Annotated in this window: 21 protein-coding genes and 1 other RNA gene; 12 read left to right on the top strand and 10 right to left on the bottom strand. The window is 64.7% G+C overall.

Annotated features, from left to right (window positions below; translation table 11 throughout):
- Positions 1-76 precede the first annotated feature (76 nt).
- The gene (locus NZK81_RS09190; RefSeq protein ID WP_260045828.1) at positions 77-688 is read left to right on the top strand and encodes a carboxymuconolactone decarboxylase family protein; all 612 of its coding nucleotides are present in this window, start codon (positions 77-79) and stop codon (positions 686-688) included.
- 18 nt (positions 689-706) lie between these two features.
- Here NZK81_RS09190 and mtgA read toward each other — a convergent pair whose 3' ends face one another.
- From mtgA to NZK81_RS09170, 4 genes are all read right to left on the bottom strand, one after another.
- Entirely contained in the window at positions 707-1,372 is a 666-nt protein-coding gene (gene mtgA, locus NZK81_RS09185) for a monofunctional biosynthetic peptidoglycan transglycosylase (protein ID WP_260045827.1), read from the bottom strand.
- Positions 1,373-1,444: 72 nt separating this feature from the next.
- On the bottom strand, positions 1,445-3,217 hold the full coding sequence (locus NZK81_RS09180; RefSeq protein WP_260045826.1) for a GGDEF domain-containing protein: 1,773 nt from the start codon (positions 3,215-3,217) through the stop codon (positions 1,445-1,447).
- Between the two features lie 152 nt (positions 3,218-3,369).
- Complete coding sequence (gene rpoH / locus NZK81_RS09175) at positions 3,370-4,275, bottom strand: RNA polymerase sigma factor RpoH (RefSeq protein ID WP_260045825.1); 906 nt, start codon at positions 4,273-4,275, stop codon at positions 3,370-3,372.
- A gap of 97 nt (positions 4,276-4,372) precedes the next feature.
- Entirely contained in the window at positions 4,373-5,317 is a 945-nt protein-coding gene (locus NZK81_RS09170) for an RluA family pseudouridine synthase (RefSeq protein WP_260045824.1), read from the bottom strand.
- Positions 5,318-5,330: 13 nt separating this feature from the next.
- On the opposite strand from NZK81_RS09170, the gene NZK81_RS09165 reads away from it, so the two are divergent.
- The 4 genes from NZK81_RS09165 to rnpB all read left to right on the top strand — a co-directional run bounded on the left by NZK81_RS09165 (position 5,331) and on the right by rnpB (position 7,642).
- Positions 5,331-5,774 (top strand): M67 family metallopeptidase, encoded by a 444-nt coding sequence (locus NZK81_RS09165; RefSeq protein WP_311202081.1) that lies wholly within the window; start codon positions 5,331-5,333, stop codon positions 5,772-5,774.
- A 19-nt stretch (positions 5,775-5,793) separates the two neighbouring features.
- Entirely contained in the window at positions 5,794-6,435 is a 642-nt protein-coding gene (locus NZK81_RS09160) for a histidine phosphotransferase family protein (protein ID WP_260045823.1), read from the top strand.
- 31 nt (positions 6,436-6,466) lie between these two features.
- Positions 6,467-7,171, top strand: coding sequence for an N-acetylmuramoyl-L-alanine amidase (locus NZK81_RS09155; RefSeq protein ID WP_260045822.1), 705 nt, complete (start codon positions 6,467-6,469; stop codon positions 7,169-7,171).
- Positions 7,172-7,179: 8 nt separating this feature from the next.
- Positions 7,180-7,642: RNase P RNA component class A (rnpB, locus tag NZK81_RS09150), an RNA gene on the top strand.
- Between the two features lie 21 nt (positions 7,643-7,663).
- Here the strand turns inward: rnpB and NZK81_RS09145 are convergent.
- Positions 7,664-8,371: a metallophosphoesterase gene (locus NZK81_RS09145; RefSeq protein ID WP_419181667.1), complete on the bottom strand. Its 708-nt coding sequence runs from the start codon at positions 8,369-8,371 to the stop codon at positions 7,664-7,666.
- Between the two features lie 332 nt (positions 8,372-8,703).
- Between NZK81_RS09145 and NZK81_RS09140 the strand changes: the two genes are divergently transcribed.
- The gene (locus NZK81_RS09140) at positions 8,704-9,456 is read left to right on the top strand and encodes a TorF family putative porin (RefSeq protein WP_260045820.1); all 753 of its coding nucleotides are present in this window, start codon (positions 8,704-8,706) and stop codon (positions 9,454-9,456) included.
- Between the two features lie 81 nt (positions 9,457-9,537).
- Here the strand turns inward: NZK81_RS09140 and NZK81_RS09135 are convergent, their stop codons facing one another.
- The gene (locus NZK81_RS09135; RefSeq protein WP_260045987.1) at positions 9,538-10,248 is read right to left on the bottom strand and encodes an SIMPL domain-containing protein; all 711 of its coding nucleotides are present in this window, start codon (positions 10,246-10,248) and stop codon (positions 9,538-9,540) included.
- Positions 10,249-10,389: 141 nt separating this feature from the next.
- Between NZK81_RS09135 and NZK81_RS09130 the strand changes: the two genes are divergently transcribed.
- Positions 10,390-10,821 (top strand): VOC family protein, encoded by a 432-nt coding sequence (locus tag NZK81_RS09130; RefSeq protein WP_260045819.1) that lies wholly within the window; start codon positions 10,390-10,392, stop codon positions 10,819-10,821.
- A gap of 82 nt (positions 10,822-10,903) precedes the next feature.
- Here the strand turns inward: NZK81_RS09130 and nhaA are convergent, their stop codons facing one another.
- Complete coding sequence (gene nhaA / locus NZK81_RS09125; protein WP_260045818.1) at positions 10,904-12,112, bottom strand: Na+/H+ antiporter NhaA; 1,209 nt, start codon at positions 12,110-12,112, stop codon at positions 10,904-10,906.
- A 29-nt stretch (positions 12,113-12,141) separates the two neighbouring features.
- On the opposite strand from nhaA, the gene NZK81_RS09120 reads away from it, so the two are divergent.
- From NZK81_RS09120 to NZK81_RS09100, 5 genes are all read left to right on the top strand, one after another.
- A complete protein-coding gene (locus tag NZK81_RS09120) occupies positions 12,142-13,620 on the top strand; it encodes a glycosyl transferase family protein (protein ID WP_419181666.1) in 1,479 nt (492 codons plus the stop codon).
- Positions 13,617-14,831, top strand: coding sequence for a hypothetical protein (locus NZK81_RS09115; protein WP_260045817.1), 1,215 nt, complete (start codon positions 13,617-13,619; stop codon positions 14,829-14,831). Before NZK81_RS09120 ends, NZK81_RS09115 begins: the two co-directional genes overlap by 4 nt.
- A gap of 47 nt (positions 14,832-14,878) precedes the next feature.
- A complete protein-coding gene (locus NZK81_RS09110; protein ID WP_260045816.1) occupies positions 14,879-15,793 on the top strand; it encodes a sulfite exporter TauE/SafE family protein in 915 nt (304 codons plus the stop codon).
- The gene (locus NZK81_RS09105; protein ID WP_260045815.1) at positions 15,790-16,554 is read left to right on the top strand and encodes a TIGR02186 family protein; all 765 of its coding nucleotides are present in this window, start codon (positions 15,790-15,792) and stop codon (positions 16,552-16,554) included. Before NZK81_RS09110 ends, NZK81_RS09105 begins: the two co-directional genes overlap by 4 nt.
- A 109-nt stretch (positions 16,555-16,663) precedes the next feature.
- Positions 16,664-18,355: an ATP-binding protein gene (locus NZK81_RS09100; RefSeq protein ID WP_260045814.1), complete on the top strand. Its 1,692-nt coding sequence runs from the start codon at positions 16,664-16,666 to the stop codon at positions 18,353-18,355.
- Positions 18,356-18,386: 31 nt separating this feature from the next.
- Here NZK81_RS09100 and NZK81_RS09095 read toward each other — a convergent pair whose 3' ends face one another.
- The 3 genes from NZK81_RS09095 to NZK81_RS09085 all read right to left on the bottom strand — a co-directional run bounded on the left by NZK81_RS09095 (position 18,387) and on the right by NZK81_RS09085 (position 23,696).
- A complete protein-coding gene (locus NZK81_RS09095; RefSeq protein WP_260045813.1) occupies positions 18,387-19,820 on the bottom strand; it encodes an MATE family efflux transporter in 1,434 nt (477 codons plus the stop codon).
- A complete protein-coding gene (locus NZK81_RS09090) occupies positions 19,817-20,560 on the bottom strand; it encodes a 7-carboxy-7-deazaguanine synthase QueE (protein ID WP_260045812.1) in 744 nt (247 codons plus the stop codon). The genes NZK81_RS09095 and NZK81_RS09090 overlap by 4 nt, the downstream gene beginning before the upstream one ends.
- 325 nt (positions 20,561-20,885) lie before the next feature.
- Positions 20,886-23,696 carry a valine--tRNA ligase gene (locus NZK81_RS09085; RefSeq protein WP_260045811.1) on the bottom strand — a complete coding sequence of 937 codons (2,811 nt, stop codon included), beginning with the start codon at positions 23,694-23,696 and terminating at the stop codon, positions 20,886-20,888.
- Positions 23,697-23,786 lie beyond the last annotated feature (90 nt).

The raw sequence follows: 23,786 nt of genomic DNA, 5'->3' as shown, positions 1-23,786 counted from the left end.
GTATACGGCTGTGCCGGCGATAGCCTTGGGGCAAGCGTGCAAGACAGGCGCGTGGACAGGGTGAGGAGCACGGGCCATGGGGTGGGATGCCGCCGAGCGCACGGAACAGGTGGTGGGATCGCGCGAGCGCCTGCCCTTTCTCGACAAGGATCAGCTCGATCAGCGGCATTTCGAGGCGATGGAGCAGTTGCGGGTGCTCTACGGTTATCCCGAAGGCATGCCGCTTGCACCATTCTTTGCCACGCTGGCGCACAGTCCTGAATTCTTCGCCGGGTACATCGACCTGGGCGTGACCGCCTCGATCCGGAGCGCGCTGCCGGCACGGGTGCGCGAACTGGCGATCCTGCGTACCGGTTGGCTTCATGGCGCGCCCTATATATGGGGCGAGCACGTCCACTCCTCGCGCGACAGGGTGTTGAGCCGCGAGGACATCGAGCGGATCACGCAGGGCTCGCAGGCCGGGGGATGGGACGAACTCGACCGGGCCGTTCTGCGCGCCGCCGAGGAACTGCACGCCAATTCCATGATCGGTGACGAAACCTGGAACCTGCTCGCCAGCCATCTCGACGCACGGCAACTGCTCGAATTGCCTATCGTCGTGGGCCACTACGTCATGACCGCCTATGTGCAGAATTCGCTGCGCACCCGGCTGACGGACAACAATCCGGACGGCCTGGAGACCCGCTGAAGAGACGGGCCTGCAATCCTATTCGTAGATGCAGGCGTCGTATCCGTCGCGCTTTACCGTGGCGATGCGCGCGGCGATGGTGTTGCCGTAGCGACGCGTGAAGCCGGTGGGGTTCTTGACGCTGCGGGTCTTGGGGCTGGGCAGGGCGGCGGCCATGCGGGCGGCTTCGAGCGGGGTCAGGTTCGCGGCCGACTTGCCCCAGTAACGGTGCGCGCCTGCCTCTACGCCATACGTGCCGATGCCGGTTTCGGCGACATTGAGGTAGACTTCCATGATGCGCCGCTTGCCCCACAGGTTCTCGATCAGGAAGGTGAACCAGACTTCCAGTCCCTTGCGCAGATAGCGGCTCCAGCCGTCGCCCTGCCATAGGAACACGTTCTTGGCGGTCTGCTGGCTGATCGTCGATCCGCCGCGCAGGCGCCCGCCTTCGGCATTGCGTTCCATGGCCTTCTCGATCGCATCGGTGTCGAAGCCGTTGTGGCCGCAGAACTTTCCGTCCTCGGCGGCGATGGCGGCGGCGACCATATTGCGGTCGATCCGGCTCAACGGCTCCCAGTCCTTGGTGATGCCATTGCTGTCGACGATCATGGTGATCGTCACCGGCGGCGGCACGAAGCGGTAGAGCAGGGTAAGTCCGACGCTGATTGCAATGAACCAGACGATGATCCTGGCGATGAGACGCATGAACTGGCGAGAACCCGAGTAGTGTATCGCGCCGGCTTGTAGAGCCAGTGCGGGGCTCGTGGCAACGGTGCACTACACCGTTTGCGACGCCTGCTGTGTGGTCTGGAGCGAAGCCGTCTCGCGATCCTCCTGCCCATGGAATACCACACGGTCGCGGCCCTGGCGCTTGGCGGTGTAGAGCGCTTCGTCGGCCAGTCGGTAGAGCTGGCGGAAATCGGACTGGAAGGGAGCCTTGGCAACGCCGATGCTGACGGTGACCTTGCTGCCTTCGATCGCCGGTCCGTGGTCGCAGGCGGCAATGCCCAGTCGCACGCTCTCGGCGAACCGGGCGAGGGCGAATCCCTCCATGCCGGCAATCATCAGGGCGAATTCCTCGCCGCCCAGCCGGGCCACCTGACACATGTCGCCTTCCCAGCGGCTGAGGCGCTGCGCGATCGTCTGGAGTACGCCGTCGCCGGTGTCGTGGCCGTAGTTGTCGTTGATGCGCTTGAACAGGTCGACATCGAGCAGCAGCAAGGCGATCGGGCTCGTGGCGGCATGCGCGAGCTTGAGCATAGGTGCCACTGCTTCGGTGAACCCGCGGCGGTTGTGCAGGCCGGTCAGCGGATCGCGGCGCGCCAGTTCGTGCGCCCGGGCCTCGGCTGTGCGCGCCCTGTCGTGTTCGATGCGAAGCCGCGCATGGGTCTGCGAGGCGGCGGCGGCAAGCCACAGCGTTTGCCAGGCCGCGGCGAACAGCACCAGCAACTGCGCCCCGCCGCCCCACAGCATGGCATCGGTATCGGCGAACTGGACGACGCCGAGCGTCACCATCGGCAGCGACCAGGCGCCGGCGAAGCTCCGCGCCTCCGGGCTGCCCCGACGCCAGGCCCAGCCGAGGCATAGCGCCACGCCGGCCAGTACGGCCAGAACCATGAGGCCCAGCGTATTGGCCATGGCATTGATGGGACCGCTGCGCATGAGTGTCAGGGGAATGCCCAGAACGCCCACGCCGGCTGCGACCGCGAGCGTGATGCGCCGGAGGATGCGCGGCAGATTCGCGGGGTCGATGGCGGTAACGGCACTGAACGCGGCGCAAGTGATGGCCAGGCAGGAAAGCGCCGTGCTTGCCTGTGCCGACACCGCGCCCGCCATGCCCGGCACGATGAACAGGTTGAGCTGGGACCAGATCATGCCCCAGACCAGCACGCTCGTGGCCCATGCGGCCTGCCACACGGGAAATTGCCGGCGCAGCGTCGCGGCCAGAAAGGTATTGAAGACCGCGCCCATGAGCAGGAGCGTCAGGGCGGCGGCAACAGAGATGGAAAGCGCGGTGGACTGCAGGCTGGCCTCACCCCGGCTCATCAGGCGCATGCGGAGCAGGTGCGCGCTCGCCAGACGGTCGAAGCGCATGGTCACGGCCTTGAGCGGCGCGTCGCGCACGGGTGCTTCAAAGGCGACCTGGGCTCCGGTGCGCCAGTGCGTGCCGAAGTCTCCGCTGCCTACGGCCTGTCGAATGATCCGGCCATCTTCGTAAGTGAAGGCCACTTCGAGGCGGTCGAACCGGGAATTGTGAACCAGCAGGGCCAGATCGTCGGGATTGACGGCAAGCTGGTCGAGATCGGCGCGAAGCCACAGGCTGCCGTGCTGGTATCCAACCGGTTGGCCCTCGCAGGAAAAGAAGGGCGGTGCGGTGTCGGGCTGCGCCGGCGTCGCGGTGACGGCATGGCACAGCGGTTGCTCCAGGAAGACCTCGGCGCGGGCGCCGCCTGCCCAGCCACACCACAGCAGCACGGTGGCCAGGATGGCGAGCACCTTCAGCGCGTTGAACCGGGGGCGGAAGACAGTGTCCATGACTGCCACCCGCATGCCCTTTTATGCTTAATTTTTCATTATCTCTCTTGAGATTTCCCCGATTTTCCGCGTGCTTGCCGACAGGGAGGCGTCGGTCGGACACGAAAAAGCCGGGCTCCCCCACCGCGAGGGAGGGCCCGGCTTTTCGTTTACCCGGTGCGGGGCGATCAGAGCGCGGGAATGAGCTTCTTTTCGCCGGCGATGCGGTTCATGGCCTTCTGCAGCTTTTCGAAGGCGCGCACCTCTATCTGGCGCACGCGTTCGCGGCTGACATGATAGACCTGGCTCAGTTCCTCGAGCGTCTTGGGATCGTCCGTCAGGCGACGTTCGGTGAGAATGTCGCGTTCGCGGTCGTTGAGCGAGTCCATCGCCTCGACCAGCATGTCGTGGCGAACGGTCTTTTCCTCGGCCTCGGCCACGATTTCGTCCTGCAGCGGACCATCGTCTTGCAGGATGTCCATCCACTGGCCTTCGCCTTCCTCGCGCAGCGAGACGTTCAGCGAGGCATCGCCGCCCATCATCATGCGCCGGTTCATGTTGACGACCTCGGTCTCCGACACGCCCAGCGTGGTCGCGATCTTGGCGACATCGTCAGGGTGCAGGTCGGTGTCCTCGTAGGCGTCGAGGTTCTTCTTCATGCGGCGCAGGTTGAAGAACAGCTTCTTCTGCGCGGCGGTGGTGCCCATCTTCACGAGGCTCCACGAGCGCAGGATGAACTCTTGAATCGAGGCCTTGATCCACCACATAGCATAGGTGGCGAGGCGGAAGCCCCGATCGGGTTCGAACTTCTTCACGCCCTGCATGAGGCCGATGTTGCCTTCGGAGATGAGTTCCGAAACGGGCAGGCCATAGCCGCGGTAACCCATCGCGATCTTCGCGACGAGGCGCAGGTGACTGGTCACCAGCTGCGCGGCGGCTTCGGGATCCTCGTGTTCCTTGTAGCGCTTCGCGAGCATGTATTCCTGCTCGGGCGCCAGAACCGGGAACTTGCGGATTTCGGACAGGTAGCGGTTGAGACTCTGCTCACCGCCCAATGCCGGCACCGCGGGGAGGTTGCGCTTCTTGTTGCTCACTATCTTTCCGTCCTTTCTAGGTCGGCCAGCGGTCAAAGACCCTTGCTAGGCATCTTAGCTTGCGGCCACCTTTTCATGATAGCACATAAATCCGATTTCAGTGTTGCAATTCGTCGATCAGGGTTCGCATATCGTCGGGAATCGGGCTGACGAAATGGACCCTTTCTCCTGTAACGGGATGGATGAAGCCAAGTTCCGCGGCGTGAAGCGCCTGGCGTGAAAAACCCAGCTTTTGCAGGATCGGGCGAATCGCTGAAGGTGTACGTCCATAGACAGGATCACCCAGTAGCATATGCCCGATTGATGACATATGAACGCGTACCTGGTGGGTGCGTCCGGTTTCCAGCCGGCACTCGACCAGCGAGGCGCCCTTGAGCGATTCCAGCGTGCGGTAATGCGTCACGGCGTGCTTGCCTCTTCCATCTTCGACGATTGCCATCTTCTTGCGGTTGGTATTCGAACGGGCGATCGATCCGGTTACAGTGCCGGCGAGCGGAACCGGCCGTCCGGCCACGACCGCCAGATAGGCGCGTTCGATGGAGTGGTCGGCGAACTGGGCGGCAAGCCCTTCGTGCGCGCGGTCGGTCTTGGCGACGACGAGCAGGCCCGAGGTGTCCTTGTCGATGCGGTGGACGATACCGGGCCGGGCCACGCCGCCGATGCCCGAAAGCTGCCCCCGGCAGTGATGGAGCAGGGCGTTGACCAGCGTTCCGTCCAGATTGCCTGCTGCCGGATGGACCACGAGACCGGCTGGCTTGTCGACGACGATCAGATCCTCGTCCTCGAACACGACGTTGAGCGGGATGTCCTGCGCGACGGCTTCGGCAGGCGCGGCTTCGGGCACCGTGATCGCGAACGGGGTGCCGGCCTCGACCTTGAGGGAGGCTTGCGAGACGGATTTGCCCGAGAGGCTTATGCGTCCTTCGCCCAGCAGCGCCTTGATGCGTTCGCGCGAAAGGCCGCTCGCCTCTGCCAGTGCCTTGTCGAGCCGTCCGCCACTCGTGCCGATTTCGCCCCGGATGATGTTTTCGATTGACCCCATTGCGGGTATTGACATGGGCATGGTTGTCGAGGTGACAAGTGGCGTTATGGCAACACTGCGGCGGGAAGCGGATCGTGCCGCGCCGCAGGAATGCTGCGGACTGCTGCTGGGATGCGGTGAACCGGGCGGGATCGGGCGGATAGACACGGCGATGCCGGCCGCCAATGTCTCCGACCAGCCGCGTTTGCGCTTCGAGATCGATCCTGTCGTGCTGCTGGCGGCGCACAAGGCGGCAAGGGAAGACGGGCCGAAGGTTCTGGGCTATTATCACTCCCATCCCCTCGGGCATCTGGTGCCTTCGGCCACCGATTGCGAACATTCCACCGGGGATTTGCGCATCTGGGCGATCATTGCCGGCGGGCAGGTTGCTTTCTGGCGCGATAGCGGGAAAGGATTTGTCGAATTGACCTGCCGCATGGTGGAAGAATGCCCTGCGGATCACATCAAGACGAAGTGAACGGAAAGCGTCCCATCAAATGACTACGAGCTCGCTCGATCTTGCCAGTCTCCTGTGTTCGCGTCTTTGCCATGACATGCTCAGCCCGGTCGGCGCCCTGTCGAACGGGCTCGAGTTGCTGGCGGACGAGAAGGATCCGGAGATGCGCCAGCGCTGTTTCGAACTGCTCGACCAGAGCGCGCGGATTTCCACGGACAAGCTGAAATTCTTCCGCCTTGCCTTCGGGGCGGCCGGTGGTTTCGGCGAACTCGTGCCGGTCAGCGAGGCGCAGGCGCTCATCGATGCGCTGGTGGCGAACAATGCCCGGATCGTGGTGAACTGGGCGCTGGCGGGCGATTCCCTGCCCAAGCCGGCCATCAAGACGCTGCTGAACTTCGCGCATATCGGCATAGAAGCCTTGCCGCGTGGCGGCACGCTGGACGTCGCGGCCGAATTCAGGGATGGTTCGAGCGAGATCGTCGTGCGCGCGGCCGGGCCCCGCATCGCGTTCGATCGCGACATCGGGCGGGCGCTGGAAGGGAGCCTGCCGGAAGGCGAACTTTCGAGCCGGACCGCGCCGGCAACGATGATCCAGCGCATGGCGCAAGAGCAGGGCGGTAAATTGCAGTTCGCGCTTTCCGAAGGCGCGCTGGTTCTGGGCGCGATGCTGCCGGGGGCCTGAGGAATGCAGGCGTGAACAGGGAAAGGGCACGATGAACCGCTGGCTGGTCAACCGCATCGTCGAATCGCCCAACTGGAACGAGCGCAAGCTTCCGGTTTCCATGGTCGTGCTGCACTACACCGGCATGAAGAGCGCGGAAGAAGCGCTCGCGCGCATGTGCGATCCCGAGGCCGAAGTTTCGGCGCACTACATGATCGACGAGGAAGGGATCGTCACCTCGCTGGTGCCCGAGGAGAAGCGGGCCTGGCATGCGGGGCAATCCTACTGGCGCGGCATTACCGACGTGAATTCGGCGAGCGTCGGCATTGAGCTGGTCAATCCGGGGCACGAATTCGGCTATCGTCCGTTTCCCGAGCCGCAAATGGACGCGCTGCTGCCGCTGCTGGCGGACATCGTCGAGCGCCACGACATTCCACGCGCCAACATCGTGGCCCATTCGGACATCGCGCCGGCACGAAAGCAGGACCCGGGGGAGTATTTCGACTGGCACCGGCTCGGCCAGCTCGGGCTTGCGCTCGATATTCCCGCGGCCAAGATGAACCTGTTCTACGACAATCCCGGCGCCTTCTACCTTGCCCTTGAACGCTTCGGTTACGACATCGCCGACGGGCGCGCGGCGGTACGTGCGTTCCAGCGGCGCTGGCGGCCGATGATCATCGACGGCGAGATCGACGGTGAAATCGGCGGAATCCTGTTCGAACTCCTGTTGGAGCGCGACACCGGCCGTGCTAGGTGAGCGCCGCGTCGGGGAGCCGGGCAGCCGCGTCATTCGCAAGAATGCCGAGGAAAGTCCGGGCTCCACGAAACGAGGGTGGCGGGTAACGCCCGCCGGGCGAGGGAGGTTCTCAGGCCTTCCGAAGCTCAGGGAAAGTGCCACAGAGAGTATACCGCCGATGGAGCACGCCGTCAGTCTGGCGGTTGGGCTCACAGGCAAGGGTGAAAGGGTGCGGTAAAAGCGCACCGCGCTTCCGGTAACGGCGAGCGGCATGGTAAACCCCACCCGGAGCAAGACCGAATAGGGGCTGCTGGCTATCTTCGGATGGCGGGTCGGTTTCGGACCCAGGCAGCCCGGGTTGGTCGCTGGAGCGGCGCGGCAATGCGTCGCCGAGAGGAATGGCTGCCGCCGCGGCGTAAGGTCCCAAAGGTCATTCGTGGCATTGGGAGACCACGCCAGGCACAGAACCCGGCTTACAGGCTCCCCGACGCATCCTCCCCGAATGGGCGAGGATCAGGCCGCGGCGCTGGCTTCGAGCGTTTCCTGCTGTCCCCGGTCGTTGGTCTGGAGGAACCAGCGATCCGTCCCTTCGAGGCCGATCGCGGTAAGCGTGCCATGCACGAAAGCCCCCGTGTCGATGCCGATCCGGTTGGCGCACACGTCCGGCTCCTCGGTGATCGTGTGGCCGTGGATGACGAAGGCGCCGAAGTCGCCCTTGTGGCTCAGGAATGGTTCGCGAATCCACCGGCAGTCCTGGCCGAGCTGATGCTCGATCGGGGTGGAAGGGCGGATGCCGGCATGGACGAACAGGTAGTCGCCGATTCGAACCATCTTCTTGAAGCTGTCGATAAAGTCGAAATCGTCCTGCGGGATGGCTTCGTTCATCAGGCGCTGAAGTTCCTCGAAGTCCGCCGCCGCGATCGTCTCTGCATCGACGCCGTAGGACTGGATCGTCTCGATGCCGCCGAACTTCAGGAAGCCGCGCAGCGATTCGGTCTTCTTGCGGCTCACGAGCAGCATTTCCTCGTGGTTGCCCTGGATGAATTCGACTTCGCGGTGCTTCGACCATTCGCGTGCACGGGCGACGACGGCGGCGCTGTCGTGCCCGCGGTCGATGAGGTCGCCCAGCATGACGACCGTGGTGTGCGCCTTGCGGCGGCCGGCGTCGTCAGCCTCGATGGCCTGGATGAGGTTTTCCAGCAGATCGATGCGTCCGTGCACGTCGCCGATCGCGTAGACGCGCTCTCCGGCGGGGACGGAAGGGGACTTCGTCGCCGTTGGACGAGCCAGTATATTTCGTATTTTCGCAAGCATTCGTTGCAGCGCGATATAAGCCCGTCGCGCACGGGAGACAAGACACCTGGGGTTAAGTGTCGGATAGTGGCAAAAAGTCCACACATTGTTTCCGGATTGTCTCTGAAATGAAATTTTTCTTGTACCACAACGTGGTGCAGTGCAGCATTATTGTGCAGTCGCGATTTGGTCCGAAACGAGACCTGGGGCGACCGTGCAGGTGGGACAACGCACCAATAAGAATTAGTGAGGGAATGAATATGCTTATGTCCGTCCGCGGCGCCATCGCCGCAACTCTTCTTGCGGGCACTGCGCTCGCTGCGAGCCCGGCTCTGGCCCAGGACGCAGAAGTTCCGTCGGATATCACGGTTTCTGCCAACGTCTCGCTGACCAGCGACTACCGTTTCCGTGGTGTCTCGCTTTCGGATGGCGACATCGCCATCCAGGGCGGCTTCGACGTCAGCCACGAGAGCGGCTTCTATGTCGGTACCTGGGCTTCGTCGCTGGACGAAAGCGGCGGTTACGGCAGCACCGAGCTCGACCTCTACGGCGGCTGGAGCGGTGACCTGGGCGGCGCGACCGTCGACGTCGGCCTCCTGTACTACGCCTACCCGAATGCTCCGGGCGCGGCTGGCGACTACAACTACTGGGAACCCTACGCCAAGGTTTCGAGCACCTTCGGTCCGGCCACCGTGACCGGTGGTATCGCCTATGCCTGGAAGCAGGACTCGCTGGGCGGTGACGACAACCTCTACCTCTACGGCGACGTTGAAGTGGGTGTTCCCAACACGCCGATCACCATCAGCGGCCACCTCGGCTACACCGACGGCGTGCTGGCTCCGCCGCTGCTCGCCGGTTCGACCGACGACACCGGCCTCGACTGGTCGATCGGTGCCTCGGCGACCGTGGTTGGCCCGCTTTCGGTCAGCCTGGCCTATGTCGGCGTCGAAGGTCCGTCGATCGACAGCTACACCAACGACGCCGTCGTTGCGACCCTGTCAGCTTCGTTCTGATCGAAACGACACGCGAAGTTCTTCGCAGGAGGACCCGCCCGGAGCTTTCCGGGCGGGTTTTCTGTATCCGCAAGTGGCGGTTTACTTCAGGTAGAAATTCACCGTCGTGACAACGCGGACCTGCTTGTAGGGCGTGTCCGATACGCCCCAGCCGCCGCCGGAATCGCCGTCGCGCGCATTGATCGAGAAATAGCCCTGCGTCGCGTTCTTGATGGAGCCGACTTCGGCGCCGCTGTCCTTGGCGAACTGCTCGGCTGCCGCGCGGGCGTCCTTGGTCGCTTCTGCCACCATGGCGGGCTTGATGTCGTTGAGCTTGGTGAAAGTATAGGACATCCCCGAGCCTTCCTCGAGGATGACGCCGCCCCGCACCAGATCGAACTGACGCCGTACGGCATCCTGTGCCCGCTTGATGTCGTGGGTGCGCAGCGTCATGCGTTGGCGCACGGTGAAGTTGGGGACGCCGTTGTCCTTGAACTGGGAGACGTTCACCCCGGTCGGCTGGAGTGCATCGGCGGGAAAGCCCAGATCGCGAAAGAATGCGCGGATCTGCGCAGTGTCGTGATCGACATTCGCCTGTGCGGCGGAAAGCGCGGTGGCGGTCGACGAATAGCTGATCGTCCAGGTCGCGAGATCGGCTGTGACATCGCGTTCGGCCAGTCCGCGCACGGTTACAGCGCGCTCGGCCCGTTGTGCCCGCTTCAGGCCGTCGCCCAGCGCGAAGCCGCCGACGATCATGCCGGCTGCAAGAATTACGGAACTGACGATCAAGCGCTGCGTTGCGAAATTGCGCATGGCGGGGCTGGAGCGGTGGCTGTTTTCTGGGCTATCGTCGGACATGGCAGCGTCTCCCTGAGTGTTTGTTCGGGATGCCGGTTTGCGGCTGTATGTACGATGAACCGTTCTGTTTTATCGATGAATTGAGGTGTTAATTCTGTGACCCGATATCTTCATACCATGATCCGCGTGACTGATCCCGATGCGACGATCCGCTTTTTCGAGCTGATCGGGGTGTGGGAGACGCGGCGGTTTTCCGATGAAAAGGGCCGTTACACGCTCATCTTCCTTGCGCCCGAGGGGCAGGAGGACACCGAAGTGGAGCTGACCTACAACTGGCCTGCGGAAGACGGTTTGGCCGAGGAATATTCAGGTGGCCGCAACTTCGGCCACCTCGCGTACCAGGTCGACGACATCTACGAGACCTGCCAGCGGCTGATGGATGCCGGCGTGACCATCAATCGTCCGCCGCGCGACGGGCACATGGCGTTTATCCGCACGCCCGACGGGATTTCGGTCGAACTGCTTCAGAATGGAAAGCTCGAGCCGGCCGAACCCTGGGTCAGCATGCCCAACGTCGGCAGCTGGTAACCTGCTAAGCGCCCGTCCGGACCTTCGCTGTCAGGCGAAGGTCCGGACGGGTTGCGGTTCCCGAAAGTCTTTTGATGTCGGATCAGTCCGGCTGTTCGGCCTGTGGCGTCTTGGCCATGCGCAAGATGGCGTAGCCGAGCAGCGAGGACAGCAGCGAGCCCAGCAGGACTCCCAGCTTCGCTTCCTCGACAAGATGCGGATAGCGCGGGAAGGCGAGGGCGCCGATGAACAGGCTCATGGTGAAGCCGATCCCGCACAGGACCGACGTTCCCCACAACTGGACCCAGCTTGCTCCGGCAGGGCGCGGCGCGAAGCCGATCCGGTCGGAAATGACGATCGCGGCGAATATGCCTATCTGCTTGCCGAGGAACAGGCCAAGGGCGACCCCCAGCGGGATCGGGTCGGAAAGGCCCGCCAGTCCGATACCGCCCAGCGCTACGCCGGCATTGGCAAATCCGAACAGGGGGACGATGACGTAGCTGTTCCAGGGCACCAGCGCATGTTCCAGGCGCAGCAGCATGCTGTCGCCGTGATAGAGCGGCCGCAGCGGAATGGTGAAGGCGAAGATGACCCCGGCGATGGTGGCGTGGATCCCGGAATTGAGAATGCAGTACCACAGGCCGAACCCGAGGATCAGGAAGACCCAGAGGTGATGGACGCCGCGCCGGTTGGCGAGGATCAGTCCGGCCAGGAAGAGCAGTGCGCCAATGCCCCAGTAAAGCGTGCCGGCGTCGATCTTGGTGTAGAATACGGCGATGATCATCACCGCGCCGAGGTCGTCGACGATCGCTACGGTGAGCAGGAAGAGGCGCAGTGATGCCGGCACGCGCTTGCCGAGCAGGGCCAGTACGCCGACGGCAAAGGCGATATCCGTCGCTGCCGGGATGGCCCAGCCATGCGCCAGCGGCGGTTTGGTGCCCGTTGTCATCAGGTAGATCAGCGCCGGCATGACCATGCCGGCCGCCGCTGCGAGCACCGGCAGGCGGCGCTTGGCGGCATTGGAGAGTTCCCCGTCGAGTATCTCGCGCTTGATCTCGAGTCCGACGACGAAGAAGAATACCGCCATCAACGCGTCGTTGATCCACAAATGCAGACTGTCGAGCTTGCTGATCGGCGTCCACGCAAGTTCATGATGGAACAGCTCGTGATAGCCGTAGGCCCAACCGGTGTTGGCCACAATCAAAGCCAGCATGGCCACGATGATCAGCAGAATACCCGCCGATGCTTCACCGCCCATTAACTTTGTGAAACTGCGCGCCAATTGATTGGCGAAATGCCTTGGGATGCTCATAAGTATGTTTTCGGGTTTTCTTCTAAAAGGTGCAATCGTTTTGCATCGGTTGTAGCCGTAATTCCGGCCGGATACAGGAAGGGGGCGTGGTGGAAGCCACTGTCGTAATCCAGCATGTTATCAAAGGGCTGCAGTTTTTCGAGCAGGAACTTCTGCTTTTCGCGGCGTTCTGGTTCCTGCTGGGCGCCATCGATGACATCGGCGTGGATCTTTGCTGGATCTGGCTGAAGCTTGCCGGCCGTGCGCGCGACGGGCGGATATCCCGAGAGGATGCCGCCGCGCCCCTGCAGGGGCGGGCTGCGATCCTGATCGCGGCATGGCATGAGGCTGAAGTGATCGGCCATACCGTGCGTCATGCCCTGTCTGTCTGGCGGCAAGATGACTTCACTCTCTACGTCGGTTGCTATTCCAACGATCCAGGCACGATCGCGGCTGCCATGTCCGGGGCAGGCGCTGACGCGCGTGTCCGGATCGTCATCCACGAGAATGCCGGGCCGACCACCAAGGCGGACTGCCTGAACCGCCTCTACACCGCCTTGTGTGACGATGAGGGGCGATATGGACATCGCTTCAGAAGCGTCGTCTTGCACGATTCTGAGGACATGGTCCACCCGGCGGAACTTGCCGTCATCGACGGCGCCTTGGGCGAGGTTGATTTCGTGCAGTTGCCCGTGCGGCCGGAACCGCAGCCCGCGTCGCCATGGGTGGCGGGCCACTACTCCGACGAGTTCACGGAATCGCACGCAAAGTCTCTGGTCGTCCGCGATGCGCTGGGCGCGGCGATTCCCGCTGCCGGGGTCGCCTGCGGCTTCGCGCGCGAGATCATCGCGGGCATTGCCCGGCGCCGTGTTGCGGAGGGCGGCCCCGGCCCGTTCGCGGCCGAATGCCTCACCGAGGATTATGAACTGGGCGTTCTGGTCTGGCGCGAAGGCGGGGCCTCGCGGTTTCTGCGTGTGCGCGACGCGGACAACCAGCTCGTGGCGACGCGGGCCTATTTTCCCGCGCGGCTCGAGGACGCGGTGCGGCAGAAGGCGCGCTGGATTCATGGCATTGCCTTCCAGAGCTGGGACCGGCTGGGCTGGAGCAGGGGGCTGGCCGACTGGTGGATGGTGCTGCGCGACCGGCGCGGACCGCTGACCTCGATCGTTCTGGCATGCGGCTATGTGCTGATCGTCGTTGAAGGACTGCTCTCGATAGTGCGGCTGTCCGGGGTGAGGGCTCAACCGGAAATCTCGCCCTGGCTGCAGGGCATGCTCCTCCTTTGTTTCGCGAGCCTCGTCTGGCGTTCCATTGCTCGCTTTGCCTTTACCGCGCACGAGTATGGCTGGCCGGAAGGCGTGCGTGCGTTGATGCGTATCCCGGTCGCCAACTTCATCGCCATCATGGCGGGGCGAAAGGCCTTCGCCGGGTACATGCGCACGTTGCGCGGCGCCGCCGTGACGTGGGAGAAGACCTCGCACGATGCCCATCCGATACTGGCTGCCGCTGGTGGAACGGCAACACGGTGAGGGGGGCGCAAACCACCCGGGGGCAGCCGCTGGTCGCCTTGTTGGCGATATTCGCCGGCTGGATCGGCGGCCGGGCGACTGCCTGGGAAGCGCCGGTTCTGACGAACGATGCAGTCGCGATGCACGCCGGCGCGGGCGGGGCGGTCTTATCGACCGTCGGGTTCGTCGTCGATGGCCGTGCGGGGCCGCAGTCGCTGCCGGGGCTCGCGTCGCCCGTCTATGCATCCGCTTATCCGCCAGCCAGCGTGGGCGGGTTCCTGTCGGCATACGGGACGCGTTATCCTGGCGGCTTCGTCGCGTTCCAGCCGACGATTGCCGGCGCGATGCCGCCGGCGCCGGTCGTTGTCCGGCCACTTGGCGTCTGGGACCCGTCCGGCTCGGTTTGGGGAGCGTCAGCCAGATCGTTGATGCCCGCATCTGGCCGCGTCGGGTTCGTCGATAGTGCCCTGCGGGGTTCCAATCCGCCGTTTTTCTCTCCCGATCCGCAGCTTCCCCGCGCGAGTGCGGCTCCGCAGGCCGTGCCGCCGGTCCCCCTGCCGCAGCCCGCGCGGGTCACGCGCTGGTCGTTCGATACCTGGGCGTTGCTGCGGAACGATGCCGGGCAAGGCCTGTCTTCCGGCGTGCTTCCGGCGGCCTACGGAGCGAGCCAGACTGGTGCGGTGCTGCGCTATCTGGTCGACAGCACCAGCCCCTACCGGCCGACGATCTATGCCCGCACGACAACAGCGCTCGGCCAGTTTCGCGAGAATTCCGTGGCCTTGGGCCTTTCCGGGCGGCCGCTGCCGACGGTCCCCGTCGTGGCCGCCATCGAAGGCCGGCTCACCGATTACGAGGGGCAAAGCCGGTTCCAGCCCGCCGCCTTCGTCTATACCCAGCTTCCGCCGATCGCGCTGCCACATGACCTGCAGGCGGAAGCCTATCTGCAGGGCGGCTATGTCGGAGGCGAGTTCTCGACCCCGTTTGCCGATGGGCAGGTGCGTGTGGACCGGCGGGTCTTGCGCCTCGGGGCCGCCGAGGCGCGATTGGGCGGAGGGCTCTGGGGCGGAGCGCAGAAGGGCGCCGCCAGACTGGACATGGGGCCGTCCGCCACCGTCACGTTGCCGCTGAGCCGGCGCGTGTTCGGCCGGATCGCGCTGGACTGGCGGGTGCGGGTTGCCGGCAATGCGGAACCGGGGTCGGGACCGGCAGTGACTCTTTCCGCAGGTTTCTGATTCGTCGCTTTCCTCGCGCCGCGTGCTGCGGTAGCGAGAGCCAAGAAATGGACGTCTATCTTCCCATCGCCAATCTCTCGGTAAACGGGCTGGTTATTATTGCCCTGGGGGCGATTACCGGACTGCTCTCCGGGATATTTGGCGTGGGCGGCGGCTTTCTGACGACGCCCTTGATGATTTTCTATGGCATTCCGCCCACGGTTGCGGCCGCTTCCGCCGCCAGCCAGGTGACGGGCGCCAGCGTTTCGGGCGTTTTCGCGCATTCGCGGCGTGGCGGCGTGGACTACCAGATGGGATCGGTGATGGTCGCCGGCGGCATCCTGGGCACCGGGATCGGTGCGGTCCTGTTCAAGCTGCTCGAACAGCTCGGCCAGATCGATACCGTCATTAATATCCTCTACGTCCTGCTGCTTGGTTCGATCGGCAGCCTGATGGCCAAGGAAAGCATCCAGGCGATCCGCGCCGAGCGCAGCGGCGTGCCCATCGCGGCAAGGAAGCGGCGTCACCATCCGATGGTGGCCAGTCTGCCCATGCGCTGGCGCTTCTACCGTTCGGGGCTCTACATTTCGCCGCTCGCGCCCCTGTTGCTGGGTATGGGTACGGGCGTGCTGACGATGCTGATGGGTATCGGCGGCGGGTTCATTCTGGTGCCGGCGATGCTCTACATCCTGGGCATGAGCGCCAATGTCGTGGTCGGTACCTCGCTGTGGCAGATCCTGTTCACGACGATGGCGACCACGATGATGCATGCGCTCACTACGCATGCGATCGACATCGTCCTCGCTTCGCTGCTCCTGCTTGGGTCGGTCACTGGGGCGCAGATCGGGGCGCAGTTCTCGCAAAAGGCCAATCCGGTGAAGCTGCGCCTGATCCTGGCGGTCATCGTCCTGCTGGTCGCGGCGCGCATGGCCGTCGGTCTCGGCTATCGGCCGGACGAGATATATTCGGTGGCTCCGCTGTGAGCCGCCGGTTCGCCCCGGTTCTGGCGCTTTTCGCGCTCGTTCTGCTGACCGGTGCGCGCGATCCCATTCTGGTGCCGGAAATCTCGCAGCACGAGGTCGATCTGCAGCAGGGCTTCACGGGGACCGATCTCCTGCTCTTCGGCGCGATCCTTACGCCGGAAGGCTCGCGCGCGGCGCAGGACTACGACATCGTGATCGTGCTGAAGGGGCCGACCCAGTCGATCGTCCTGCGCGAGAAGCAGAAGGTTGCCGGAATCTGGATCAATGCCGCGAGCACCGAGTTCCGGTCCGCGCCGTCCTACTATGCCATTGCCTCCACCCGGCCGATCTCGGAGATCGTCGACGACAAGACAGCGGCGATTTACGAACTTGGCCTGAAATGGCTGCAGCTCTCGCCGATCGGGGCGTTCGACCCCGCGGAACAGGCCCGCTTCGCCGATGGTCTGGTCGATCTCAATCGCCGCCACGGCCTCTATCGCGAGGACGAAGGGGGCGTGACGGTCAGCGAGCAGGTTCTCTACCAAGCGCATATCGGCCTGCCCTCGAGCGTGCCCACGGGGACTTACACCGCCGAGACATTCGCGATCTCGCAGGGGCGCGTGGTCGCATCGGCCAGTAGCCAGGTGGAAGTGCGCAAGCTCGGCCTCGAGCGCGCGGTGGCGCACTTTTCCAACGATTACGGCTTTGCCTATGGCGTGCTTGCCGTTTTCATTTCGGTGGCGATGGGCTGGCTGGCGGGCCGGCTGTTCGCGCTGGTCTGATCCCACACTCCGGACATCCGATTCTGCAATCGTTGCTTTCGCGGCTTTAGGCAGAAATTAACGGCCTCTCCCTTAGGGATGCAGCGGTTGCCAGAACTTCGGGTGTTGAATGAACCAGATGCGACTTGATAGCTTTGCCGGTGCTCGTGAAGCTACTGCCGGTGAAACTCCGCAGGCCGGCAGGGCCCCCGCGGCAAGCCAGGCAAGCGAACCGATCGGGGTTGTCCTCGAGATCGCCGGATCGGGAACGCGCATCGCTTTCGACGCCAACCGCCTGAACCAGACCGCTGCAGATTCCGATCCGGCGGTCGCGCTTGCCGGGCAGGTCGGCAGCCAGATCAAGATTCGCGTCGGTAATGGCTGGCTGCTCGCCAGCGTGCGCAACCAGAAGCAGGACGGACGGGTCACGGACGGCATCCTTGCCGATGCCGACTTCCTTGGCGAGGGCGAGGAAGAGCGCCTGACGGGCCGCATTCACAGCTTCCGGCGCGGCGTCACCTTCTACCCGGTTCCCGGCGCGCTGGTCTATCCGGCGACGAGCGAGGACCTGCGCCAGATCTACGCCAGCGACGGTCGCAGCGCGATCCAGATCGGCAACGTCTATCCCACCCGCGACATTCGGGCCGGGCTCTATGTCGATGCCCTGCTCGGCAAGCACTTCGCGCTGCTGGGCTCGACCGGTACCGGCAAGTCGACCAGCGCCGCGCTGATCCTGCACCGGATCTGCGACCACGCGCCCGAGGGCCATGTGATCATGGTCGATCCGCACGGCGAATATTCGGCAGCGTTCCGCAATACCGGCGTGATCCTCGACGTTTCCAACCTGCAGATGCCGTACTGGCTGATGAACTTCGAGGAGCACTGCGAGACGCTGCTCACCTCGAACGGCGATGAACGCCAGCTCGATGCGGAGATTCTCGGCAAGTGCCTGCTCGAGGCGCGCTCGAAGAATCGTCTTGCCGAGCAGATGGGCAAGATCACGGTCGATTCGCCGATTCCCTATCTGCTTTCGGACCTGTCCAACATTCTCAACAACGAGATGGGCAAGCTCGACAAGGGCCATTCCAGCGCGCCGTACCTGCGCATCCGCAACAAGCTGGACGAGCTCAAGGGCGATCCGCGCTACCAGTTCATGTTCTCGGGCATGCTGGTGGGTGACACCATGGCCGATTTCATCGTCAAGCTGTTCCGCATGCCCGCGCATGGCCGGCCGATCTCCATCATCGACGTGTCGGGCGTGCCGTCCGACATCACCAGCACGGTGGTTGCGGTGCTCAGCCGCATGGTCTTCGACTTCGCCATCTGGGCGCGCGAGGAAAAGACGCGGCCGATCCTGCTGGTCTGCGAGGAAGCTCACCGCTACGTGCCCAACGAGAAGAACGCAGACGGCTCCTCGGTCGGGCGCATCCTTTCGCGCATCGCCAAGGAAGGCCGTAAGTACGGCATCTCGCTCGGCCTGATCACGCAGCGTCCGTCGGACCTTGCCGAGGGCGTGCTGTCGCAGTGCGGCACGATCATCTCGATGCGCCTCAACAACGATCGCGACCAGGCCTTCGTGCGCGCGGCGATGCCCGAAGGCGCGCGCGGTTTCCTCGATTCCATTCCGGCGCTGCGCAACCGCGAGTGCATCATCTGCGGGGAAGGCGTCGCGATCCCGATCCGCGTGTCCTTCGACGATCTCGAGGAACACAAGCGCCCGGCCTCTGCCGACCCCTCGTTCACCGAGCTGTGGAACAGCTCGGGCGGCGAGGAGGAAATGGTCCAGCGCATCGTCCAGCGCTGGCGCGCGCAGGGGCGCTAGGCCCCTCTGCGCCGGGCCGGCACGCGGCGCGTCACATCCTGAACGCGTCGCGCCACTTGCCGAAGCGGTAGTAGGCCAGCGTCAGCGCCACGGTGAGCACCGACCCGACCGGATAGGCCCACCATACCGCCTCGCTGTCGATCATCGGCCGCGCCAGGAAGTAGAAGCCGAGGCGCCCCGGATAGAGACCCAGGAACATGATCACCAGCGGCGCCACCACGGCGCCGTAGGCGCGCATCGTGCCGGTGAGGATCATGGTGATCGAGACAATCACGAACGAGGTCGTGCAGATCAGCTGGATATGCTCGGCGACGGGCAGGGCCGGGCTGTTGCCGCCCAGGAACAGCGCCAGCAGCGGGCGATCGAACCCGACGATCAGCGCGGCCAGCGCGATCGACATCACGAGGTTCGTACCCATGCCGACGAGGGTGACCTTGCCCACGCGCGAATGATCGCCCGCGCCCAGCGACTGCGCGACCATCGCGCTGACCGCGGTGCTGATCGCGAAGGCGGGCATCTGCAGGTAGTTCCACAGTTGCAGCGAGGCGCCATAGGCCGCCGCGGCATTCAGTCCCTCGCGGTTGACGAGGCCCACCATGATCAGCCCGGCGGAGGAAACCAGCAGCATCTGCGCGCCCATCGGCAGGCCCTTGGTGACGATGTAGCGCAGTTCGCTGCCCTGCGGCACGACGTAGCCGAGTTCGGCCCCGCGCAGCCGCATTGGCAGGTCCTGTCGGTAGATCCGCCAGATCTGGAACGTCATGCCCACGAGATTGGCGCAGGCCGTCGCCAGCGCGGAACCGGCGATGCCCAGTTCGGGTATCGGCCCCAGCCCCATGATCAGCACCGGGTTGAGCACCGTGTCGATCGCGACGGTCAGGATCATCGCGTTCATCGGCGTTTTGGAATCGCCCGCGCCGCGCATGGCCATCGAGACCATCATGTTGATGCCGCCCAGCGGAATGGTGACGAAGATCACGCGCAGATAGGACAGCGCCTCGGCCTTGCTGGCATCGGGGGTGCCCAGCGTGTGGAGCAGCGCGGGGGCATAGATCCCGCCTGCCACGGCGACGATCAGCGAGAGCGCGAAGCAGAACCCCAGCCCGGAACCGAAAGTCTTGCGCGCCGCGTCGATGTCGCGCGCGCCGAAGTGCTGGCCCACGCGCACCGTCGTCGCCATGCCGAAGCCGAACACGGTGGCATAGAGCAGGAACATGATGACGTTGGCATTGGCCGTTGCCGCCAGCGCGCTTTCGCCGATCAGCCGCCCCACCCAGATGGCATTGACCGAGCCGTTGAGCGTCTGCAGCACGTTGGAGAGCAGCATCGGCAGCGAGAACAGCAGCAGCGTCCTGAGGATCGGCCCTTTCGTCAGGTCGCCCTTCACGGGGCCGAGGTCCTGCGGCGGAACTTCGGTTTCGCTGGTCGGATCTTCGCCTGCGGGGATGGGGGAGGCCTCGTTCATGTTCCTCTCGTGTCGCCCCAGAGATGGATGTGCAAGCGGTCGGTAAAGCGAAATCCGTTCCGGGAACAAATTTCCGCCAGCCATTGCGACCGCGCTTTCAGGACATCGCTGGAGCGTCCTTCGGGCATGAGGAACAAACGGTCGCCGGGGATCGCGTGGGCCTGTTGCAGCGAAAGGACTTCGTCCAGGTCGCCGGGCTCGGCGATCACGAACTTGAAATAGGCGCGCGGATCGGCGGCCCAGGCGGAAAGCCGCTCCGGGATCAGCGCGAGGTCCGCCGTGTTGCCGCTGTGCGCGAGCTTGGGGCTGACGTTGTACTGGTGGACCAGTGGATCGAGCGCCGGGTGCGGCGCCACGGTGCTGTTGGTCTCGATCTCGATGTGCATGCCGGGCCGCTGTTCGTTGAGCGCGGCAACCATGCGGGCCAGCGCCGCGCCCTGCAGCAGCGGCTCGCCGCCGGTAATCACCAGCCGGTCCGGGGGCAGGGCGGCGATACGCCCGGCCACGTCGGTCTCGTCGAGCGACAGCTGGTTGGCCTTGCGTTCGAACGCGGCGGTGTCGCGGTGGGGACGGTTGTCGCCCTCGAACCGCCATGTGTAGGCGGTGTCACACCACTGGCAGGCGAGATTGCAGCGAGACAGGCGCACGAAAGTGCTGGGCCGCCCGATCGAGGGCCCTTCGCCCTGCAGCGAGGCGAACAGTTCGGGTTCACCCGGAGTGGTGGTGGCGAGCGTCAGCATGGGTTCGGGGGCGCAAGGTTACAGGTCCGGTTGACACGGTTTACACGGTCCAGGGAGAAAAGTGTCACCTTGCGCCGGACTGTCACCTTTTGCGGGATTTGCGGGGTGCGGGGCAGGGTGGTCATCGCGCCAGAGTGGCAGAAGGCGCGCGGGTAGGAAAATGAAATTGCGCGCAGGGCCGGTATGTCCTCCCCGGCACGGGGAGGGGGACCGCGACGCGCAGAGGCGTGGTGGAAGGGGACGATCCCTGCCACTCTACCTTGCGTCGGGGGGCAAATCCCCTCCACCATGCTTCGCATGGTCCCCCTCCCCGTGCCGGGGAGGATTACCCCAGTCGCTTGAGCGCGGCGGCCAGTCGTTCCGCTTCCGCCGCGTGGTGGGCGTGGTCGGCACGGGCCTTTTCGACCGCCTCTGGCTTGGCCTTCTCGACGAACTTGGGGTTCGAGAGGCGGCCTTCGAGCGACTTGGCTTCCTTCTGCGAGGCGGCGAGCGCCTTTTCGAGGCGGGCCTTTTCGGCGGCGATGTCGATTACGCCTTCGAGCGGGATCGCCAGCATGGCGTCGCCTGCGCCGATCTGCAGCATCGGTCCGGCGGGGGCTGCCTCGAAATGGATCGCGTCGAGACGGGCGAGGCGGTCCACCACCGCTCCGTTGCGCTCGACGATGGCCCTCGTCGTATCGGACGGATCGGCAAGGTAGGCGGTCAGGCGCGCGCCCGGCGCAATGCCGAGTTCGGCCTTCGCGCCGCGCAGGTTGCCGACCAGCGCGATCAGCCATTCGACTTCGGCCTTGGCCCCGGCATCGACCGAAGCCCCGGGCTCGGGCCACTTGGCGGTGATCAGCGGATAGTCCGCGCGGTCGCCCATCTTGCTCCACAACTCTTCGGTGACGAAGGGCATGAAGGGGTGCAGCATGACGAGGATCTGGTCGAGCACCCAGCCGGCGACGGCCTTGGTTTCCGCATCGAAATTGCCCTTCACCAGTTCGATGTACCAGTCGCAGAACTGGTCCCACACGAAGTGATAGACGGTGTTCGCCGCCGCGTCGAAGCGCAGGTCGGCCATGGCCTTGTCGAGTTCGGCCTGGCATTCGACGACTTCGCCGATGATCCACTTGTTGACAGCGCTGGTGGCGGCGGGCGCCGCTACCGAGGTGCTCGCGCCGATGCCGTTGCTCTGGCAGAAGCGGGCGGCGTTCCACAGCTTGGTGGCGAAGTTGCGGTAGCCCTCGACGCGCTTCTCATCCATCTTCACGTCGCGGCCCTGGCTTTCCATGGCGGCCATGAAAAAGCGCAGCGCGTCGGCGCCGTACTGGTCGATGAGGCCGAGCGGATCGACCACGTTGCCCTTGGACTTGGACATCTTCGCCCCGTCCGCCGCGCGCACCAGACCATGCAGGTAGAGCCGCTTCCACGGCACTTCCTTCATGAAGTGGATGCCCTGCATCGCCATGCGCGCATCCCAGAAGAACAGGATGTCGAAGCCGGAGACCAGCAGGTCGTTGGGGTAGTGGCGGTCGAGGAGCGAGCCCGGAACCGCTTTCACCTTCTCCGCTCGTGCTGAGCCCTGAGCTTGTCGAAGGGTCGAAGCACGTTCCGCGCTGGGCGAGGGGCCTTCGACAAGCTCAGGCTGAGCGGGGTTTTCAATCACATTGTCCGGCCAGCCGAGCGTTGCGAAGGGCCAGAGCGCGGAGGAGAACCAGGTGTCGAGGACGTCCTCGTCGCGGGTGAGCGACTTGTTGCCGGCGAGTGCCTGCGCCTGTTCCTCGGTCTCGGCGACGAAGACCTCGCCGTCCTCTGCATACCACGCCGGAATCCGATGGCCCCACCAGAGCTGGCGGGACACGCACCACGGCTGGATGTTCTCCATCCAGTTGAAGAAGGTCTTTTCCCAGGTCTTGGGGACGATCTCGATCGCGCCCGAGCGCACGGCTTCCATCGGCGGACCGGCCAGCTTCGCCGCGTCGACGTACCACTGGTCGGTCAGCCAGGGCTCGATCACCACGCCGCCACGGTCGCCGTAGGGCGTCTGGATTGTGCGCGGCTCGGCGTCGTGCGCGAATTCGTGGCCTTCCTTGTCCCTGGTGACGTGCGGGATGAGGAAGCCCAGCTCCTTCATCTCGTCCACGATCATCTCGCGCGCCTCGAAGCGGTCGAGGCCGAGGTACTTTTCGGGGATCAGCCCGTCCGCCGTCTGGCACACGTGCGCCTCGGCATCGAGCATGTTGAGCATGTCGGCGGGCTTAAACCCGGCGCGCTTGCCGACCTCGAAGTCGTTGAAGTCATGCCCCGGCGTGATCTTCACCGCGCCAGAGCCCAGTTCCGGATCGGCGTGCTCGTCGGCGACGATGGGAATCTCGCGCCCGGTGATCGGCAGGATCACGGTGGCCTTGCGCGCCAGCAGGGCCTTGTAGCGCGCGTCCTCCGGGTTCACCGCCACGGCCATGTCGGCGAGCATCGTCTCGGGACGCGTGGTGGCCACGGTGATGTATCCCGATCCGTCGCTGAGCGGATAGCGGAAGTGCCAGAAGCTGCCCTGAACCTCGCGCGTTTCCACCTCGAGGTCGCTGATCGCGGTCTTGAGCCGGGGGTCCCAGTTCACCAGCCGCTTGTCGCGGTAGATCAGGCCCTCGTTGTAGAGGTCGACGAAGACCTTCACCACGGCCTTGGTGAAGTGCGGGTCCATGGTGAACTGTTCGCGGCTCCAGTCCATCGAGCAGCCCAGGCGGCGAAGCTGGCCGGTGATCGTGCCGCCGCTCTCGTGCTTCCACTCCCAGACCTTGTCGACGAACTGCTCGCGCGTGTAGTTGGTGCGCTTGTCCTGCCGGGCTTCCAGCTGGCGCTCGACCACCATCTGCGTGGCGATGCCCGCGTGGTCGGTGCCCACCACCCACAGCGCATCCTTGCCGCGCAGGCGCTCGTAGCGGATCACCACGTCCTGCAGCGTGTTGTCGAGCGCGTGGCCGATGTGCAGGCTGCCGGTTACGTTCGGCGGCGGATTGACGATCGTGAAGGGCTGCGCATCCGGGCGTTCGGGACGGAACAGGCCATCCTGTTCCCAGCGGGCATACCACTTGGCCTCGATCTGGGCGGGGTCGAAAGTCTTGTCGAGAGCGGTTTCAGGCGCGGTTTCAGTCATGGCGCGGGGCTTTGCCAGCGCCCGGGTTTCCGTGCAAGGCGAGAGTGCTGCACAATATTTTTCCGCCATGGCGGCCGGGGAGGTGGCCTC

This window comes from Novosphingobium mangrovisedimenti (assembly GCF_025153475.1).
In the GTDB taxonomy this organism is placed as follows: domain Bacteria; phylum Pseudomonadota; class Alphaproteobacteria; order Sphingomonadales; family Sphingomonadaceae; genus Novosphingobium; species Novosphingobium mangrovi_A.
The sequence above is the reverse complement of the archived record's forward strand: the minus strand, read 5'-3'. Positions and strand labels throughout refer to the sequence as shown.